The organism is Pseudomonas frigoris (genome assembly GCF_047758635.1).
Classification (GTDB): domain Bacteria; phylum Pseudomonadota; class Gammaproteobacteria; order Pseudomonadales; family Pseudomonadaceae; genus Aquipseudomonas; species Aquipseudomonas frigoris.
Genome location: NZ_CP180479.1, coordinates 768450 through 787890, shown reverse-complemented (window position 1 = coordinate 787890; position 19441 = coordinate 768450). Strand labels below are relative to the sequence as shown.

The following is a 19441-nucleotide window of genomic DNA, read 5'->3' as shown; positions in this document are numbered from 1 at the left end:
CCCGCTCCGGGCATAGGTAATGCAGACGATGATCGCGTCCAACCATGGCTAACGAAACGAACGTTCCAACTCCAAAACCAACCACTCTCGAAGGCTGGGTCAAGCTTCTCGATGGCGTGCGCCTACCGGTTCCGCAAGCCAGTCATGACCGTGTCTGCAAGGCCATCGCCAACAGTCGCAGCTCCCTGCGCGATATCGCCGAACTGATACAGGACAGCCCCGCGCTGGCGCTGAGCGTGATTCGCGAAGCCAATCGCCACACCCACGGCAGCATGACCGAGCCTGCGGAAAACCTTGAGGTGGCGATCAATCGCCTCGGTTTGAAGCGCACCGAAGAACTGCTCGCCCGCCTGCCCGCCGAACCGCAGTTAGAAATCCCGGTGGCCCTGCGTCAGCTGCAGCTGATCAGCCAGCACGCGACCCAACAGGCCAACGGTTTTTTCGCCAGTCGCCTGGCGCGGCTGTGGCAGGACATCCACTGGGGCAGCCTGCTGTTTCTCTCGCCGCTCTGGCCGATGGCATTGACTCATCCGCAGTTGCTCGAAGAGTGGGAGCTGCGGGTCATCCATAAAGGCGAGTCGGCGCGCACAGTCGAAAAGCAATTGTTCGGCGCTCGCCTGCTGGATATCTGCCTGGCGCTCGTGGACATCTGGCGCCTGCCGATCTGGGTGCAGCAGGGTTATCGGCTGCTGCTCAACGAGCAGCGTGAGCTGGTGAAAGTGCTGCGCATCGCGCGCGACAGCGATCATCCATTACGCCAGCAGAACCGCCTCGATGACGATCCGACCCTGCGCCGCTGGCTCAATCAACCGGCCAATACGGTGCTGCTGGCCAACGGTCTGGCGCTGTCGGCGCAACAGGCCTGGGACAGTCCACACAGTGAGCGCTGGCAGTACCTGACCAGCCTTTACCTGCAAATGCCGATGGACGAAGTGCAGCAGCAGTTGCACCAACAGGCCGCCAACAGCGCCCGCCATCACGCCATGCCAGACCTTTGGCACCCGGCCGTTTCACTGATCTGGCCGTGGGGTATGAACCGCGTTCACGCCGGATTGCTGCCAGCCCCGGCACCGACTGCCGAAGACCTGGCGAAATGGCGCAGACAGTGTGCCGAGTTGCTGGTCGAGCCGAGTCGCTTTACCAATGCCATGCACTTGACCACGTCTGCCCGGGACGCGTTGGTCGCGTGCGGCATGCGTCGGGTGATGATCCTGATGGCCGACCGCACTCACGCCAATCTGCGAGTGCACCAGACGGCCGGGCTGCCAAAAGAAGTGGCCGGTCTGAACTTCGCCGTCAGCCAGAGCACCGTGCTGCAACGCCTGCTCTCGCAGCAGGCCCAGGTACGCCTGACGCCGGCCAACAACGCACAATTTTCCGCCCTGTTACCGGCCAGCCTGCGCTCACAGTTCGGCGGCGAACACCTGCTGTTGCGCTCATTGGTCAATAATGGTCGGGTGATCATGCTTGTGGTGGCGGATCAGGGCGGCGGGCCGTTCTCTGAAATCACCGTGCAAGCCTTCGGAAAAACCGCGCAGTGCATCGAAAAGGCACTGCACAGCTTTAGTCACCGCGGCCAATGACGCTGCTATACAATCCTCCCCTTTGTGTTCTGGAGACCTCACATGTCTGACTTCTCTGGCTTGCCGATGGTCATCGAGCCGAGCGACTTGCTCCCCCGTCTCGACGCCCGCGATCTGATTCTGGTGGACCTGACCAGCAGCGCCCGCTATGCCGAAGGGCATATCCCCGGTGCGCGTTTTGTCGATCCGAAACGCACGCAACTCGGTCACGCGCCTGCGCCGGGACTGATGCCGCCGCAAGCGGCGCTCGAAGCGTTGTTCGGTGAGCTGGGACACAACCCTGATGCGGTCTACGTGGTCTATGACGACGAAGGCGGCGGTTGGGCCGGGCGCTTTATCTGGCTGCTGGATGTCATCGGCCACAGCAAGTACCACTATGTCGACGGCGGCCTGAAGGCCTGGCTGGCAGAAGGCTTGCCCATGTCGATCCAGATCCCGGCAGCGGTCGGCGGCCCGGTTGCGTTGACCTTGCACGACGAACCCACCGCCACCCGCGAGTACCTGCAAAGCCGTCTCGGTGCCGCCGACCTGGCGATCTGGGACGCACGCGGGCCGCTGGAGTACTCCGGCGAGAAAGTCCTGGCGGCCAAGGCCGGGCACATTCCCGGCGCAGTCAATTTCGAATGGACCGCGGGCATGGATCAGGCGCGTAACCTGCGCATCCGCACCGACATGCCGCAGATCCTGGAAAAGCTCGGGATCAGCAAAGACAAAGAAGTGATTACCCACTGCCAGACTCACCATCGTTCTGGCTTCACCTATCTGGTGGCCAAATCCCTCGGTTATCCGCGGGTCAAAGGCTACGCCGGTTCCTGGGGCGAATGGGGCAACCATCCCGACACCCCCGTAGAGATTTAAGGTTTTTAAGGACAGTTAATGAATAAGCGTTTGTTTATCCTCAGCCAATACCTGCTGCCCCATCACCTGCTGTCGCGACTGGCCGGCTGCATTGCCGAATGCCGCGTGCGCTGGTTCAAGAACGCCTTCACCGCCTGGTTCGCCAAGCGTTATCAGGTGGACATGTCGCAGGCACTGGTCGAAGACCTGACGGCCTACGAGCACTTCAATGCGTTCTTCACTCGCGCCTTGAAGGACGGCGCTCGCCCGCTGGACGAGACGCCAGGCGCGATTCTCAGCCCGGCCGACGGCGCGGTCAGCCAACTCGGCCCGATCGAACACGGTCGTGTGTTCCAGGCCAAGGGTCACAGCTTCAGCGTGCTGGAATTGCTGGGCGGCGACGCTGCCAACGCGGCGCCGTTCATGGGCGGTGATTTCGCGACTATTTATCTGTCGCCGAAGGACTACCACCGCGTGCACATGCCGCTGGCCGGCACCCTGCGCGAGATGGTCTACATCCCGGGCCGGATCTTCTCGGTCAACCAGACCACCGCCGAAAACGTTCCGGAGCTGTTTGCCCGCAACGAGCGTGTGGCGTGCATTTTCGACACCGAGCGCGGGCCGATGGCCGTGGTGTTGGTGGGGGCAATGATCGTTGCGTCGATCGAAACCGTTTGGGCTGGATTGGTCACGCCGCCGAAACGCGAGCTGAAAACCTTCCGCTACGACGAAGCTACCCGCGCGCCGATCCATTTGGAGAAAGGTGCAGAACTGGGTCGGTTCAAACTGGGCTCGACCGCTGTCGTGCTGTTCGGACCTGATCAAGTGAAGTGGGCTGAAGAACTGGCGGCCGGTTCGCCGGTACAGATGGGCCAGGGCATGGGCCTGGCAAAAGCCTGATCACTTCAGCTAAGGCACAGAACCTGTGGGAGCGAGCTTGCTCCCACATTGGGTTGTGGTATTCAAATTCTTAATTGACTGGCATTAACCACTGATCCGCCCTTTCGAACGTCTTCGAAGGGGCGGATGCCACTCGGTGGTGCCGTTACTCTATCTGTCCACGGAAGCCGATCGGCCCTTCGTTGGCGTAGGTATTGGTGCCACTGAGGTTTTTCCCTCCATCACTGGAGGTCACGCTCAACGCCACAACGTTCTGATTATCCCGACCTCCGATGACCCATTTGCCACCCGGATGCCAAGGGGCATCGTTGCCGCCCCACTGATTTTCAACGTTGTACTGGTTCTGGCCCGTGCGCTGAGCCTTGAAGCCAATGGGACCTTCACCCGCATACGTCATGGTGCCGGTAAAACTCTTCCCGCCATCGCCCGATTTGATCTCGATCGCGACAACGTTCTGGTTGTCCCGCGCGCCTAGCGTCCAGTCTCCGCCCGGATGCCAGGGTGCCGAACTACCGCCCCATTGATTTGCCACTACATATCTAGACATAAACTTCATCTCCTTGAAGTTACAAAGAGACCTGCCCTGCGTAGGCAGCAGGCCGTACGACTGTGCGTATCCAGTCGCACGACTGTCAGATTAGTAGTACGCCCGGAGGGCACTCGACTGACAGACAAACGGTATAAATCCATAGCTGCTACAGTTAGGTCATTCACTGCCCATTTCCCGGTTGGAGTTTTTCCACGGCATGAATGAGACCAGCCTCCACCTCCTGCTACGCGCCCCGATCCCGACACAGTTGCGCCTGTCGTTCTGTGAAGCCACCCCGCGTGATCTCAAGCGCTGGATCGCCAATCTGCCCAAAGCCAACATCGGCGAAACCGCTCGCCAGCTGTATCAAGGCTTGAGCGAACTCAACCAGCTGCTCACGCCCAGCGACAATCGCCTGCAATTGCTCGAACTGCTGCGGCCCGAGGTGTATTACGTCTGCAAACACCTTGAGCAGCATTTCCTGCATCAGTCGATTGTCCTCGACGAGCGTTCCCGCAAGATCGCCAACCTCTGTCAGGCGCTGCAAAGTCATTTGGCCATTGGTTATAAACAGATCGTCGTGCGCATCACACCGAAGTTCAGCAAGGACCGTGCGCCGCTGCTGAACCAGGCGCTGCAACGGGCGATCCATTGCCTGAACGGGCCGCTGATTCGCGCGACCAAACTCTATTGCCCGGTGCCGGAAGGCCTTTGGCTGGAACTGCATCAGCTCTATCGGATCGCCTGCGCGCACCGTCTCCAGCACACGAGCCTGCGCGATGAGCTGGCCAGCCAGACGCAAAACCTGAGCATCGAACAGACTTACGTGGTTGCCCTGCTGTTGGGCGCCTCACGCTGCAACCAACTGCGCCAGAACCAGATTGCCCGGGTGGCCGAGGTGCTGGAGCCCTGGAGCCAATGGATCAAGCTGCAACCCGACAAACCGGCCACCGGACTGTTCGCCGTCGTGCCAGACCTCGACACCGGACCGCGTTACCGCACCAAGTTCCGGGCCGAGCAGCAAGAGAGCTTATTGGGGATTGATCCACAGCCGTTGGTCGCGGCGATTGAAGCTCATTTGCAAAAAAACGACAGTTCATCGCCACTGCCCGTGCCGGCAGGGTTAAGCCTGGATACGTTGCAACACCTTCATGCCGCCTGGGGCCAGACTGCCGAGCGCAGTTTCCAGCGCACCGTCGGCCAAGGCACATTGACCCTGTGCATAGGCATGAGCGCGCTGCACTTTTATCTGGGCGGGCAACGCTCATTCAGCGACATCCTGAAAAACCACGGAGCCCGGCCTGCACAATTTTCAGTAACGTCAGTGACCGGCCGGGAAAAGGACCAATGGCACCAGGCCTTCGACGCCGCTCCGCAAGGCAATCCAGACGCTCTATTGCCCTACGAAGAGATCGAATACCCGCAGCTTCAGAATGACGACAGCCACGAAGCATCCGACCGCAATCAGCACTTCCCGACCCATGTCCTGTCAGTGGTCAATCACAGCCCCGGCGGTTACTGCCTGGCCTGGCCCGGCGCAGTGCCCGCCGAGTTACAGGCAGGTGAGATGGTCGGTATCGAGGATTCTGCCGGTCAGGGTTGGAGCATCGCGGTGGTGCGCTGGATCCGCCAGGTGCGCGGCGGTGGCACGCAGATGGGCGTCGAGCAGGTAGCGCCCTGCGCCGAGCCTTGCGGCCTGCAATTGGTGCGCACCCGTGATGACCACAGCCAATACCTTCGCGGTCTGTTGCTGCCGCAAATCAGCGCCATCGACGCGCCGGCCACTCTACTCGCACCGCGCCTGCCCTTTCAGGAGGGCAACAAGGTCATGATCAATACCCACGGCGAGGAACGCCGGGTCGGGCTGGAACGGCGGGTGGCGAGCACCAACAGCTTTAATCAGTTCGCCTACCGTCCACTGGAGGTAGCCAAAAACGACAACGCCGCGGTGAGCGGCGCTGAGGAGGATTTTGATTCGTTGTGGAAAACGCTTTAATCGGGGGGCCACAAAGCAAAAGATCGCAGCCTGCGGCAGCTCCTACAGGGAAACGCATATTCCTTTGAGCTGCCGAAGGCTGCGATCTTTTGATCTTTCTTAGAGCTGCCCGTCACGATCCCGGAAGCCCAGCAAATACAGCACACCATCCAGCCCAAGGGTGGAAATCGCCTGTTTCGCCGACTGTTTCACCAGCGGCTTGGCACGGAACGCCACGCCCAACCCGGCAATGGCCAGCATTGGCAAATCGTTGGCGCCGTCGCCGACCGCAATGGTCTGCTCCAGACGCAAACCTTCCTTGTGCGCCAGTTCCTTCAGCAGATCCGCCTTGCGTTGCGCATCGACAATCGGCTCGACCGCAACACCGGTGACCTTGCCGTCGACCACTTCCAGTTCGTTGGCGAACACATAGTCGATACCCAACTTGGTCTGCAATTGCTTGGCGAAGTAGGTAAAGCCGCCCGACAGAATTGCGGTCTTGTAGCCCAGACGCTTGAGTTCGGCGAACAGGGTTTCGGCACCTTCGGTCAGACGCAGGGAGGCGCCGATGGAATCCAGTACGCTGACATCCAGCCCTTTCAACAAGGCCAGGCGTTCCTTGAAACTGGCGCGGAAGTCCAATTCGCCGGCCATCGCCCGCTCGGTGATCGCAGACACCTGATCGCCCACGCCGGCAGCCTTGGCCAGTTCGTCGATGACTTCGGCTTCGATCAGCGTCGAGTCCATGTCGAACACCGCCAGACGGCGGTTACGACGGAACAGCGAATCTTCCTGGAAGGCGATGTCGACGTTCAGCTCTTGCGCGACGCTGAGGAATTCGGCCCGCAGCGCTTGTGGATCAGCCGCTTCGCCACGAACGGAAAACTCGATGCAGCCCTTGCCCTGATCGGCCGGGGTGTCCAGCGGCATGCGCCCGGACAGACGATCGATGTGGTCGATGTTCAAGCCATATTTGGCGGTGATCGAACTCACGGCCTGCAATTGCCCGGCGGTCACTTTGCGAGTCAGCAGGGTCACGATGTGGCGTTTCTTGCCCTGATTGCCGACCCACTGCTGGTAATCCTCTTCGGACACCGGCGTGAAACGCACCTGCTGATCGAGCTTGTAAGCCGTGAACAGGATGTCCTTGAGCACCGACTTGCCTTGCTCGGTGTCAGGAATTTCAACCAGGATGCCGAACGACAACGTGTCGTGGATCACCGCCTGACCAATGTCGAGAATGTTCACACCACCCTGGGCCAGAACGCCGGTAATGGCCGCAGTCAGACCCGGACGGTCGACTCCCGTGATGTTTATCAGGACGATTTCGCGCAAGGCGCACCCCCGCAGGTGGAAAAAAACCGCATTCTACCCACTTTCAGTGACCATCGGGCACCGTGAGCGCTTTGACGGTCTAGGGCCTGTCGCTATACTGCGCGTCAACTTCACGGACAAAAGAGCCGAGCTCAAGTGAACCGGCCCACGCCAGTAAAAACCGATAACTTCTTTCTGCTGATCTTCCGTGCACTGCGCCACCGCCGTGTACCGATTGCATTACGCATCGCCAGCCATAACGTGATCCTGGTCGCTCTGGCCCTGGTGATCTATGCCTGTGTGATGGGTTTGCAGTTCAAGCAGGCCATGCACGAGCAGGCGGATGCCCTGGGCGAAAGCCTGACCACCCAGACTGCCACGTCCGCCACGGAGCTGTTGGTGTCCAACGACATCCTCAGCCTCAACGTGCTGCTCAACAACCTGACCAAAAACAAGCTGGTGGCTCATGCTGCCATCTACAGCGTGGATAACCGCATCCTCGCCGAAGCCGGTCAGCGCCCCAAGCATAGCCTGCTGGGCGAAGCCGAAGGCATGTACCAGAGCAAGATCACTTTCCAGGATGTGACTGCCGGGCAACTGCGCATCAGCCTGGACATGGATCAGTTCCAGCAGCCGATGACCATCAGCCTGCAAAGCATGGGCATTTTGAGCGCGATTCTGCTGGCGCTGTCCCTGGCCTTGAGCCTGCGACTGGGTCGGCACATCTCCACGCCGCTGCTGCAATTGCGTGTGTGGCTGCGCCATATCGACGAATACACCCCGGCCACCGAGCGTCAGGATGAGATCGGCGATCTGGCTCGCCAGCTGCACGCCGACTTCGCGCCAGAGCCGGCTGAACCGGAACCCGCTCCCGAGCCTGAATACGACGAAAGCGACTACGAAGACGCCGACGACAACGAGCCGAGCTTCGAAGTGCGCAACCTGCGGGATCCGAGCTTCGATGAAAGCAAACCTGTGGCCGGCCTCAAGCCTGCGCCGCGGCGCAGTGTCAGCACCGTTGAAGACGACGATGACGATGATGCGTTTGCCGACTTGCGCGATGAATCGGCCGACGTTGCGCCTAAACCGGTAGCAAAACCGGTGATCTCGAATGTGCCACAGCACAGCGCCGTCCTGGCCGTGCAACTGGGCGCCCAGGATCAGCTGCGTCGTCTGCCTCGCACCCGCCTGGAAGAATTGCTGAAACGCTATCGCGATTGCCTTGATCAGGCGGCTTCGCTCTACCAGAGCGAACTGCATACCCTGAACGATGGCAGCACGCTGATGCTGTTCCACACCGAAGACAGCGGCGACGACTACCTGACCAACGCCATCTGCTGCGGTGAGTTGTTGCGGGCTCTGGGCCATCAGTTGCAGATCGAAGTTGCGGACAGCGGCATCACCCTGCAGTTGCAGTTGGGCCTGACGCTGGGTGATGAGCTGTTCGGTCTAAGCCAGATTGACCTGCTGCTGACCGAAACGGCTCAGGATGCGCTGGCGCTGTCGCAACACAGCCGTAACCTGCTGCTGGTGGAGCGCAAGATCGGTGACGACGCGCTGATCCGCCAGCGCGCACGAATCCGACCGATCGCAAGCCCGGAAGGCGCTTGTTGCGTAGAGCGACTGATGGAGCCTTATCCGTCGATGCTTGAGCGGCAACTGGCGCGGATGCATGAGCGTCGGGCGTAAATAGCCCCGCTATGAAAAAGCCCGCAGACGAGTAATCGTCTGCGGGCTTTTTGTTGCCTGTCCCGACGCCTTCGCGAGCAAGCCCGCTCCCACATTTAATCGCATTCCCTCTGAAGGAACTCAATCGAATGTGGGAGCGGGCTTGCTCGCGAAGGGGTCAGGACAGGCAACGGAGATTTCCAACCTGCAGAAACAACAAAGCCCGCACATGGCGCAATGCTGTTCACTTAAGAAAAGTTTGGGATGGGATGGGGTACATATCCATTTCTGCGGTAGCGGCTGCTGGCGGTTTCGCTTTTACAGCGAGTCACTTGGAAATACGGAATGCCGCCCAACCCCAAGTAACCAAGGGCTCTTGCCCCGCCATTCGGTGCCATCGGCCATCCATGGCCGGGGGCGGCTACCTCGGCATCCATGCCGAGGTAGCCCCCTGCGCAACGCCTGCGTTCGGCCTCTGGAAAAGGGGCGGCAGATCTGAAGCCAAAGCAAAGCAACAGCAACGGCAACAGCAAGATCAAAAGATCGCAGCCTCGCTTCGCTCGACAGCTCCTACAGGGAAATGCGTTCACTTGGAGTCAGGCCGGCCGGTAGACCGCCTCGCTTTGGCGTTTGCGGTGCACGCCCCCTCGAGAGGCCGAGTGGAGGTTCTGCGCAGTGGGCAACCCGGCATGGATGCCGGGTTAGCCGCCCCCGGCCATGGATGGCCGATGGCGGCGGGCCCACGGAGCAGGACCGGAGCGCGGGCATGCCGAGCCTAAGCGAGGCACCGAACGAAAGGGGCAAGAGCCCTTGGTTACTTGGGGTTGGGCGGCATTCCGTATTTCCAAGTGACCCGCCGTAAGGGCGGAACCCTAGGCCGCCGTGACCGCAGAAACGGATATGTACCCCAACCTTAAGTGAGCAGCATTACGCACATGGCGGGCTTTGTTCTTGGATCAATCCAGGCTTAGAACCGGAACACTTCCATATCGGTCCGGATCGGCGACGCCATCGGGATCTTCGGCTGTTTCTCTTGCTCGGCTGCCGGTGCCACAGGCTTGGTAGCCGGTTTTTTTGGCGCTTCGGCAATCGGCGGCTGATTAGCCAGCGGCTTGAGGGCCACCGAAAGCTGCTCGGCCAGACGCTGCAGCAATACACCCTGAGCCTGAACCTGAGCCGCCGTGCCACCGGCATGCTGTTCCTGCAGGTGAATGATGCGGTTATCACGAACCTGGCCACGACGGTCGATCAGACGCCATTGCGCATCAAGGATCGCCGGTTGCGCCTCACCCGAGTCCAGGCGAGTAATCGTCAGAAGAACCTGCACATCCGGCGTGAAGCCCACTGTCGCTGGCGCCAGCACCACGCGCTGGCTGTTCAGATGACCGGCGACCTGACGCAGCAGCAACTGATCGATATCCGACGACAGGCTACCCGCCCAACGACCATCAACCGACGCTTGCAGGCTGCCATCCGGCTGTCGCTGCAACAACGTTTCGCGCTGCAGGTAATCAGCGACTGTTACCGGGCCCAGTAATACAGCCATGCCCGCGCTTTGCGCAGGCTGAGCCGGACTTCCGCTGTCCAGCTGATACAGCGACACCGGTTGGTGAACGCTGCAACCCGCCAGGCCAAGAACGCCAGCGAGCATCAAAATAAAAGGAAGGCGCAGAGCAGTCATCGTCCCATCCAGGTGGTTGCCACAAGGCTAACCACAGTGAAAATACTCAATAAATATGAAGAACGCTCGGCCACGCCGGCGCTTGAAAGGCCATATCATCCGTGAATATGCGTTCCGACTCCAGCGGCAAAGCGTCGATCTACGCGTTAAATCGTAGATCGAGCGCTCTAGGACGCTTAATTGAGGTTTTCGACGAGCAGCGCATCTACCCTCTGAAAGCCACGTGGCAATTTGTTACCACGACGTCCACGCTCACCTTTGTAGTGTTCGAGGTCGTCTGCTTTCAGTGACAAGGTACGTTTTCCGGCCTGAAGCACCAACGTGGCACCATCCGGCAATACGGCGATGTCCGTGACATATTCTTCGCGACTGGCGACACGCTCACCGGAGATCCCGATGATCTTGTTGCCTTTGCCCTTACCTAATTGTGGCAGATCGCTGATCTTGAAGATCAGCAGGCGACCTTCGGTGGTCACCGAGGCCAGCCAGTTTTGCTCACGATCAGCCACTGGGCGCGGCAGAATCACCTTGGCGTTGTTCGGCAGGCTCAACAGCGCCTTGCCCGCCTTGTTCTTGGCCTGCAGGTCTTCACCCTTGACCACGAAACCGTAACCGGCGTCGGACGCGATCACGTACAGCGAATCGTCTTCCGGCATCAGCACACATTCAAAGCTCGCCCCTGGTGGCGGCGTCAGACGGCCGGTCAGCGGTTCGCCCTGGCCACGGGCCGACGGCAGCGTGTGCGCGGCCACCGAATAGCTGCGACCGGTGGAATCGATGAACACCGCAAACTGGTTGGAGCGGCCAGGCGCCAAGGCCTTGAAACCATCCCCGGCCTTGTAGGAAAGCCCGGTGGCGTCGATTTCGTGCCCCTTGGCAGAACGAACCCAGCCTTTTTCCGACAGGACGACGGTCACTTTCTCATTCGGCAGCAGATCGTGCTCGGTCAAGGCCTTGGCTTCGGAGCGCTCGACGATTGGCGAGCGGCGGTCGTCGCCGTAGGTTTCGGCATCCTTGATCAGCTCGGTGCGGACCAGTTTTTTCAGCTTGGTTTCGCTGCCCAGCAGGGCTTGCAGCTTGGCCTGTTCCTTGAGCAGTTCATCCTGCTCGGCACGCAGCTTCATTTCTTCCAGTCGCGCCAACTGACGCAAACGGGTGTCGAGGATGTAGTCGGCCTGGATTTCGCTCAGGGCGAAACGCTCGATCAGCGCGGCTTTCGGGTGTTCCTCGGTGCGGATGATGTGAATCACTTCATCCAGGTTGAGGTAGGCAATCAACAAACCGTCCAACAGGTGCAGGCGACGCTCGACCTTGTCGAGGCGGAATTGCAGTCGACGACGCACGGTGTTGACGCGGAACTCAAGCCATTCCACCAGTAGCGCACGCAGATTTTTCAGCTGCGGCTTGCCGTCGAGGCCGATGATGTTGATGTTGACCCGGTAGCTCGACTCCAGCTCGGTGCTGGCGAACAGGTGTGTCATTAACGCATCGTGGTCAAAGTTTTTGCGTGCGCCCGGAATGATCACGATCCGGCACGGGTTTTCGTGGTCGGATTCGTCTCGCAGGTCAGCGATCTGCGGGGCTTTGGACGGTTTGGCCTGCATCATGGCCGCGATCTGCTCCAGCACCTTGGCGCCGGAGACCTGATGCGGCAGCGCGGTGACAATGATGTCGCCGTCTTCGATGTGGTAGACGGCGCGCATGCGCACCGAGCCCTTGCCGGTTTCGTAGATTTTCAGCAGGTCGGCGCGCGGTGTGATGATTTCCGCTTCGGTCGGGTAATCCGGGCCCTGGATGTGTTCGCAGAGCTGTTCGACCGTGGCTTTCGGTTCATCGAGCAAACGCACGCACGCTGTCGCGACTTCGCGCAGGTTGTGCGGCGGCACGTCGGTGGCCATGCCCACGGCGATGCCGGTGGTGCCGTTGAGCAGGATGTTCGGCAAACGCGCCGGCAACACCAGCGGCTCGTCGAGCGTACCGTCGAAGTTCGGCCCCCAGTCCGCGGTGCCCTGGCCCAGTTCGCTGAGCAGCACTTCGGAATAACGCGACAGCCGCGCTTCGGTGTAACGCATCGCGGCGAAAGACTTGGGATCATCCGGCGCACCCCAGTTACCCTGGCCGTCGACCAGCGTGTAGCGGTAGCTGAACGGCTGGGCCATCAGGACCATGGCTTCGTAGCAGGCCGAGTCGCCGTGCGGGTGGAATTTACCGAGCACGTCACCGACGGTACGCGCCGATTTCTTGTGCTTGGAATCGGCGTCCAGCCCCAACTCGCTCATCGCATAGATAATGCGCCGCTGTACCGGTTTCAGGCCGTCGCCGATATGCGGCAAGGCACGGTCCATGATCACGTACATGGAGTAGTTGAGGTAGGCATTTTCGGTGAAGTCAGCCAGTGACCGGCGTTCTACACCGTCCAGGCTGAGATCAAGGGAGTCGCTCATGCGGGCCTCATCGGTTCGTTGTCTGGCGCAGCAGCATGGTGCCACCGCGCTGGGTAAATTCAAGTTTGTTCAGCGCGCTCATTCCGAGCAGCACTTGATGGCCATCCAGGCCTGGCACGACGAGGGCGCGCACATCACGCAGCACAATGTCACCCAGTTGCAGCCGGTCGATGCGGGTTCGGTAACCCTGGGTGCGACCGTTGGCCGTGCTCAGGGTCACCCCGAAGCCTTTTTCCAGCTTTAGCCGTTCGGCCATTTCCGCCGGGATCGACACGTCGGTCGCCCCGGTATCGAGCATGAAATCCACTGGCTGGCCGTTGATCTGGCCGCTGGCGACGAAGTGACCCTGTGTGTTGCTGGCCAGTTTCACTTCGATAAAACCTTCGCCCTGCTCAGAGCTGACGACAGTGTTGGGGTTCTGCTGACGCGCCTCCCACTGACCGAAAAACCGCGTCGCCAGAAACAGCGCCGCGCACCAGGCCAGCACCATAAATACCCGACCGGCGCGTTTTCCCGGCGTTTGCTGGCTCACGGCTTGGCGCTCCAGCCGCCTTCAGGCGCGGCAAAGCGCCAGACGATCGGACGTTCCTCGCCATCGGCGCGGGCATCGTTGTTGTTGTCGGTGCCAATCCACGCGCCTTCGGCGTCAACAATCAATGCTTCGGTCAGGCCGTAAGGATTTGAATAGCGGCGATGCGCCTGCAAGGCTTCATTGGCAAACGACCAGCAGCGCTCGACCTTGGCCGTCACCGAATCACGGCGGCAGATCTGGTAAGCGTTGCGCTCAAGGGTAAACAGCTTGCCGTTGAACAGCGACAGGTCGGCAAAGTCTCGGGACACTGCTTTGGCTCGGGGAAACTGCGCCGGCTGCATTTCTTTCCCGGCTTCGCTCAGCAACACACAGCCACCATCGCAATCCCATACCGTTTGTTTGCGTTTGATCAGCAACAATCCACGACTTTGACGCTCGGCGGCGAGCCACAATTGATCACCCGCCGGATTGATCGCCAAGCCCTCGAACAACGCATTGAAGTGCAGCAGCATGCCGCTGGCCCGGGCTTCGCGAATCAGAATCGGCGAGATCTTCAGCCATGACGATGGCCCAACGGGTGGCACTTGCAGAATCGCAGCATGGGATTCGCTGACGATGTAGCGATTACCGGCGCTGTCGCAGGTGATGCCTTCAAAATCCAGATCCCCGCCACGAACAAACGACGCCACCCAGGTTCGCGAACGCAAGCCCCAGGGCAAACCGCTGTCTGGCACCGGTGGTACGCCGATGCCCACGGTTTCGGCTTGCCATACCTTGTCGCGGGTATCGAGCCGGTAAATCTGATCGTCGTCGCGATCCGACACCGTCCACATATCCTTGCCACACTGGGCCAGCCCGGACAGGTTGCCGCCGCGCATACCGTCAACGGGATGCTCGGACAACAGGCGCAGTTCCGGCACCGGTTCGGCAAACACCGAAACCGAGGTCAGAAGTAACGCACACGCCAGGGCGAAGCCAACCCGCATCAGCCAAGAACCTCGGCCAGGTTGCCTTTGGATTCCAGCCAGGATTTGCGGTCACCGGCGCGTTTCTTCGCCAGCAGCATGTCCATCATTTCCGAGGTCGCTTCGAAATCGTCCAGCGTCAGTTGCACCAGACGCCGAGTGTTCGGGTCCATGGTGGTTTCGCGCAGCTGCGGCGGGTTCATTTCACCCAGACCTTTGAATCGTGTGACCTGCGGCTTGCCGCGTTTCTTCTCGGCCACCAGACGATCGAGGATGCCATCGCGTTCGGCTTCGTCCAGGGCGTAGTAAATCTCTTTACCCAGGTCGATACGGTACAACGGCGGCATCGCGACGTAGACGTGACCGGCATCCACCAACGGGCGGAAATGCTGGACGAACAACGCGCACAGCAACGTGGCGATGTGCAGACCGTCGGAGTCGGCGTCGGCGAGGATGCAGATCTTGCCGTAACGCAACTGAGCGATGTCCGCCGAGCCCGGATCGACACCGATGGCCACGGCGATGTTGTGCACTTCCTGGCTGGCCAGCACTTCGCTGCCGTCGACTTCCCAAGTGTTCAGAATCTTGCCGCGCAACGGCAGGATCGCTTGAAATTCTTTATCCCGCGCCTGCTTGGCCGAACCACCGGCGGAATCACCTTCCACCAGGAACAGCTCGGAACGCATCGGGTCCTGCCCGGCGCAGTCGGCGAGTTTGCCCGGCAGTGCCGGCCCGGCGGTGATGCGTTTGCGCTCGACCTTTTTGCTGGCCTTGAGGCGACGGCCGGCGTTGTTGATCGCCAGTTCCGCCAGCAGCATGCCGGTTTCGGGGTTGGCGTTGAGCCACAGGCTGAACGCGTCCTTGACTACACCGGAAACGAACGCGGCCGCTTCACGGGATGACAGACGCTCTTTGGTCTGGCCGGAGAATTGCGGCTCTTGCATCTTCATCGACAGCACGAAAGCGATGCGTTCCCAGACGTCTTCCGGTGCCAGCTTCACGCCGCGTGGCAGCAGGCTGCGGAATTCGCAGAATTCGCGCATGGCATCGAGCAAGCCCTGACGCAGACCGTTGACGTGGGTACCGCCCTGCGCCGTCGGGATCAGGTTGACGTAGCTTTCCTGCACGCTGTCGCCACCTTCCGGCAACCACAGCAGGGCCCAATCGACCGCTTCTTTGTTACCGGCCAGGCTGCCGCAGAACGGCTCGTCCGGCAGGCGTTCGAATCCGTTGACCGCGTCCACCAGGTAGGAGCGCAGGCCGTCTTCGTAATGCCATTCGACTTTCTCGCCGGTGGCCTTGTCTTCAAAACTGACCAGCAGCCCCGGGCACAGAACGGCCTTGGCCTTGAGCACGTGCTTGAGTCGGCTGATGGAGAATTTCGGCGAATCGAAGTATTTCGGGTCCGGCGCGAAGAATACGCTGGTACCCGTGTTGCGCTTGCCGACGGTACCAATGATTTCCAGCTCGGTTTTCTTGTAACCGTCGGCGAAGGTCATCTGGTATTCGTTGCCGTCACGCTTGACGCGCACCCGGACTTCGTTCGACAAGGCGTTGACCACGGAAATACCCACCCCGTGCAGACCGCCGGAGAACTGGTAGTTCTTGTTGGAAAACTTGCCGCCCGCGTGGAGCTTGGTGAGGATCAGCTCGACGCCCGACACGCCTTCTTCGGCGTGGATATCCACCGGCATGCCGCGGCCGTCATCGCTGACTTCCAGGGAGTGATCGGCGTGCAGGATGACCTGCACCGAGGTCGCGTGCCCAGCCAAGGCTTCGTCGACGCTGTTGTCGATGACTTCCTGGGCGAGGTGGTTCGGCCGACTGGTGTCGGTGTACATGCCGGGGCGTTTGCGCACCGGGTCGAGGCCCGAGAGGACTTCGATGGCGTCTGCGTTATAAGAGCTAGCGCTGGGAGTGGCCATGGGGTCTCGTCGTCCGCCTGTAAAAAGAGTATTCATTGAAAATAGGGGCGAGGACTCACAGTGCAGTGAAATCAATCGCCTGATACAAATCTGCGCCGATGCCGGCAAAACTCAGCATTGCCGGCAATTGCTCGGCAAAACCCTGGAAACTATGGTCGCCGCCGGCCTGGATGCGCAAGGCACAGGCCCGGTAGTACTGCTGGGCGAGGCGATAGTCCAGCGTTTCGTCGCCGGTCTGCAACCACACCTGATACAGCTGCGGGTCCTGGGGCGCCGGCACTTCCAGCTCGGCCAGGGCCGTCACGTGGTCGTGGGTCAACTCCCAGGCCTCATCGGTATACAGGTTTTTCTGCGTCCCCAGATACCCGTCGAACATCCGGTGCGGGCTGACGGCAGGGTTGATCAACAGGGCCTTGAGGCCATGGCGCTCGGCCAAGTGAGTCGCATAGTAGCCGCCGAGTGAGCTGCCGACCAGCAGTGGCCGCCCAAGCTCCTCAATCGCCTTGTTTAGCTGACCGATGGCCTCACGCGGATGGTGATGCAAGGCCGGGACGCGCAACTGATCGCTCAAGCCCAGCCGCTCCATCACATTGATCAACTGACAGGCCTTTTTGGAGGCAGGCGCGCTGTTGAAACCGTGGATATATAGGATCGAACCGGACATTTGAGCTCCCTGTGCGTCGGGTAAAGAGGCGCAGTTTACAGGGAGTCGAGTGGATCGGGGATATCCTCGGAATTCAAGGCGCCTGCACTGACGCCTTCGCGAGCAAGCCCGCTCCCACATTGGATCTCGGGTGCTCACAAATCTTATGTACGCTGCAGATCTCCTGTGGGAGCGGGCTTGCTCGCGAAGGCCGCACTTCGGTCTTTCTGAGTGATCAGTAGCCGTTGGAGCCGTAATCGACCTCAAAGTCGAATCCCGTGACGCGTTCCACGCCGGTTTCCAGCCGGCCATCCGGCAAAAGCCGCAACCAGCGGTACCCAGGGGCTTCGTCACTCACCTTGAAATCATCACTGCCCGGCTCGAACTGAATACACGTCGAAGGCGAGGCAATCAGCCGCACACCCTTGCGAACCTGGTCGATCTCTTGATGCACATGCCCCCACAAAACAGCGCGCACCTGCGGAAACCGATCCAGCACGGCAAACAAAGCGTCTGGATTGCGCAATCCAATGGGCTCCATCCACGCACACCCGATAGACACTGGATGATGATGAAAGCACACCAGATGATGGCGCTCCGGCGCCTCACTCAACGAACGGGCCAGCAACTGTAGCTGCTCATCTTGCAAATACCCCGGCACCGAACCCGGGACGGCCGAATCGAGCAATGTGACGCGCCAGTTACCGACATCCACCACCGGCTCCAGCAACGCGCTCTGCACGGCAGCCTCCGCCATGATCCGCGGCTCATCATGATTACCGGGAATCCAGCGCGCCGGCGCATCGAGCTGTCGCGTCAGGTCGCGAAACTGCTGATAGGACTCCAGCGTCCCGTCCTGAGAAAGATCGCCACTGGCAATAATCAGGTCGATCTGCGGCTGCTGAAGCCGCACCAGCTCGATGACTTTTTGCAGGCTGTCCCGGGTATTCATGCCCAACAACGTCCCGTCCGTCTCGGCAAACAGATGACTGTCGGAAAGTTGCACCAGCAACGCCGAGTCGGCGGTGGTCAAAATGGATACGCTTGGCAAGGCGTTCTCCCAGGGCTGAATCACGGGATGGATGAGTGCCGCAATTATGCTGGGGGACGATCAAAAGGGGAAACCTGTGAACCTGACGCAGTTCACACCTAGCGCCCTATCTCCCAAATATGCTCTTTTTTTGGCGAGTGGTCATTGTCGTCAGGCAAGGCGCCGCGACGACTCATAGCTAGCTATGGGGAGGAGCGGCAACGCAGCATGGCGACAATGAACACCGCCAAAAATGAGCATATTTGGGAGATAGGGCGCTCAACGCACAACGGCGTACTCGTGCCCGCAGGCCAGGCAATGGCTCAGCCATTCGCCCAGAAACATATTCAGCTGGGCCTTTTCGTCCGGCTGATGCATTGAGGCGTTCGGGTAAGGATAGATGCCGCGAAAGCGTCGCGCATGTTCGGCGCTGACGACTTCGGCCATGCACGCGTCGTGATAGACCTGAACTTCCAGTTGCGGCACCGGCAGCCACGGCAGGCTATGTTCCTGGCGCACTTGCAGGGTTGTGGTGTACGGACAGACCTGCAGCACTTCGAGGGCCAGCACGCCGAGCATCTGGTCGCCGTGGGTCACGGCAATGCGCCGAGCCTCAGGCTCGTTGCGCATATCCGGTAGCAGTCGCATCAGGCGCGCGTAGTTGGCCTCGCAGGAGGCTTGCAGCCCCACAAGGTCGACCCGATAGCGATCGCGCAGTTTGTTTACGACCATAACCCCCTCACTTCAGCGCGGTTCAAAGCTAGCCATTGCAAGGCAATGATGCTGGCCGCGTTGGCAATTCGTCCGTCGCGTACGGCCTGCAGGGCATCTTCGAACGCCCAGACCGTGACGCGGATATCTTCTGCTTCTTCCTCCAGCCCATGCAGGCCGCCGACGCCGGCGCTGTCGCAACGCCCCAGGTACAAATGCACGAATTCATTGCTGCCGCCCGGCGATGGAAAGTATTTGGTCATCGGCCAGAGCGCCCCGAACACAAGCCCAGCTTCCTCCTGCCCTTCGCGGTGAGCAACTTCTTCCGGCACTTCTTCCTTGTCGATCAGACCGGCGACCAGTTCGATCAGCCATGGATTGTCAGTCTTGCCCATGGCGCCGACACGGAACTGCTCGATCAACACCACTTCATCGCGCAGCGGATCGTAAGGCAGTACGCACACCGCATCGTGGCGAACAAACACTTCACGATTGATCTCGCGACTCATGCCACCGGCAAACAATTCGTGACGCAAGTGCACACGATCGAGCTTGTAGAAACCCTCGTAGCACTTTTCGCGCCGGACGATATCAACGGCTGTCGGAATGGCGTTGGCAAAATCAGTCATGACAATCCTCTTTACTGCAAATCCGTTACGAGGCTCCTTTTTGTTACTTGCAACCTCGACTTCGCGCCATCCTAA

General features: G+C 60.3%; 16 protein-coding genes. 5 read left to right on the top strand and 11 right to left on the bottom strand.

All coding sequences use genetic code 11. The features are described 5' to 3' along the window. The first annotated feature begins 44 nt into the window (after positions 1–44). Genes ACMXYH_RS03580 through asd form a run of 3 tightly spaced genes read left to right on the top strand, consistent with a single transcriptional unit; the run spans position 45 to position 3320 of the window. The gene (locus tag ACMXYH_RS03580; RefSeq protein WP_415766324.1) at positions 45–1583 is read left to right on the top strand and encodes an HDOD domain-containing protein; all 1539 of its coding nucleotides are present in this window, start codon (positions 45–47) and stop codon (positions 1581–1583) included. A gap of 42 nt (positions 1584–1625) precedes the next feature. Then, on the top strand, positions 1626–2441 hold the full coding sequence (locus tag ACMXYH_RS03575; RefSeq protein ID WP_415766323.1) for a rhodanese-like domain-containing protein: 816 nt from the start codon (positions 1626–1628) through the stop codon (positions 2439–2441). An 18-nt stretch (positions 2442–2459) separates the two neighbouring features. Then, positions 2460–3320, top strand: coding sequence for an archaetidylserine decarboxylase (gene asd / locus ACMXYH_RS03570; protein ID WP_415766322.1), 861 nt, complete (start codon positions 2460–2462; stop codon positions 3318–3320). Positions 3321–3465: 145 nt separating this feature from the next. Here asd and ACMXYH_RS03565 read toward each other — a convergent pair whose 3' ends face one another. After that, positions 3466–3867, bottom strand: a complete 402-nt coding sequence (locus ACMXYH_RS03565) for a lectin OAA family protein (RefSeq protein WP_042932429.1) — start codon at positions 3865–3867, stop codon at positions 3466–3468. Positions 3868–4066: 199 nt separating this feature from the next. Here ACMXYH_RS03565 and ACMXYH_RS03560 point away from each other — a divergent pair, with 199 nt between their 5' ends. Next, complete coding sequence (locus ACMXYH_RS03560) at positions 4067–5845, top strand: molecular chaperone (protein ID WP_415766321.1); 1779 nt, start codon at positions 4067–4069, stop codon at positions 5843–5845. A 99-nt stretch (positions 5846–5944) separates the two neighbouring features. On the opposite strand, the gene serB is transcribed toward ACMXYH_RS03560, so the two are convergent. Beyond that, a complete protein-coding gene (gene serB / locus ACMXYH_RS03555) occupies positions 5945–7159 on the bottom strand; it encodes a phosphoserine phosphatase SerB (protein WP_129439012.1) in 1215 nt (404 codons plus the stop codon). Between the two features lie 135 nt (positions 7160–7294). Between serB and ACMXYH_RS03550 the strand changes: the two genes are divergently transcribed. Then, entirely contained in the window at positions 7295–8827 is a 1533-nt protein-coding gene (locus ACMXYH_RS03550) for an AhpA/YtjB family protein (RefSeq protein ID WP_129439014.1), read from the top strand. Positions 8828–9773: 946 nt separating this feature from the next. Here the strand turns inward: ACMXYH_RS03550 and ACMXYH_RS03545 are convergent. The 9 genes from ACMXYH_RS03545 to ACMXYH_RS03505 all read right to left on the bottom strand — a co-directional run bounded on the left by ACMXYH_RS03545 (position 9774) and on the right by ACMXYH_RS03505 (position 19366). Next, positions 9774–10487, bottom strand: a complete 714-nt coding sequence (locus ACMXYH_RS03545) for a PqiC family protein (RefSeq protein ID WP_134419795.1) — start codon at positions 10485–10487, stop codon at positions 9774–9776. Positions 10488–10663: 176 nt separating this feature from the next. After that, positions 10664–12931 carry a DNA topoisomerase IV subunit A gene (gene parC / locus ACMXYH_RS03540; RefSeq protein ID WP_129439022.1) on the bottom strand — a complete coding sequence of 756 codons (2268 nt, stop codon included), beginning with the start codon at positions 12929–12931 and terminating at the stop codon, positions 10664–10666. Between the two features lie 7 nt (positions 12932–12938). Further along, a complete protein-coding gene (locus ACMXYH_RS03535; RefSeq protein WP_129439024.1) occupies positions 12939–13463 on the bottom strand; it encodes a retropepsin-like aspartic protease family protein in 525 nt (174 codons plus the stop codon). Further along, positions 13460–14449 (bottom strand): esterase-like activity of phytase family protein, encoded by a 990-nt coding sequence (locus ACMXYH_RS03530; protein ID WP_415766320.1) that lies wholly within the window; start codon positions 14447–14449, stop codon positions 13460–13462. The genes ACMXYH_RS03535 and ACMXYH_RS03530 overlap by 4 nt, the downstream gene beginning before the upstream one ends. Continuing rightward, a complete protein-coding gene (gene parE / locus ACMXYH_RS03525; RefSeq protein ID WP_046045699.1) occupies positions 14449–16353 on the bottom strand; it encodes a DNA topoisomerase IV subunit B in 1905 nt (634 codons plus the stop codon). The genes ACMXYH_RS03530 and parE overlap by 1 nt, the downstream gene beginning before the upstream one ends. Before the next feature lie 55 nt (positions 16354–16408). Next, the gene (locus ACMXYH_RS03520; RefSeq protein WP_415766319.1) at positions 16409–17017 is read right to left on the bottom strand and encodes a YqiA/YcfP family alpha/beta fold hydrolase; all 609 of its coding nucleotides are present in this window, start codon (positions 17015–17017) and stop codon (positions 16409–16411) included. A 214-nt stretch (positions 17018–17231) separates the two neighbouring features. Beyond that, complete coding sequence (gene cpdA / locus ACMXYH_RS03515) at positions 17232–18047, bottom strand: 3',5'-cyclic-AMP phosphodiesterase (protein WP_415766318.1); 816 nt, start codon at positions 18045–18047, stop codon at positions 17232–17234. 258 nt (positions 18048–18305) lie between these two features. Next, on the bottom strand, positions 18306–18758 hold the full coding sequence (locus ACMXYH_RS03510; RefSeq protein WP_008153350.1) for a DUF1249 domain-containing protein: 453 nt from the start codon (positions 18756–18758) through the stop codon (positions 18306–18308). After that, positions 18749–19366, bottom strand: coding sequence for an NUDIX domain-containing protein (locus ACMXYH_RS03505; RefSeq protein WP_415766317.1), 618 nt, complete (start codon positions 19364–19366; stop codon positions 18749–18751). The genes ACMXYH_RS03510 and ACMXYH_RS03505 overlap by 10 nt, the downstream gene beginning before the upstream one ends. Positions 19367–19441: the final 75 nt, after the last annotated feature.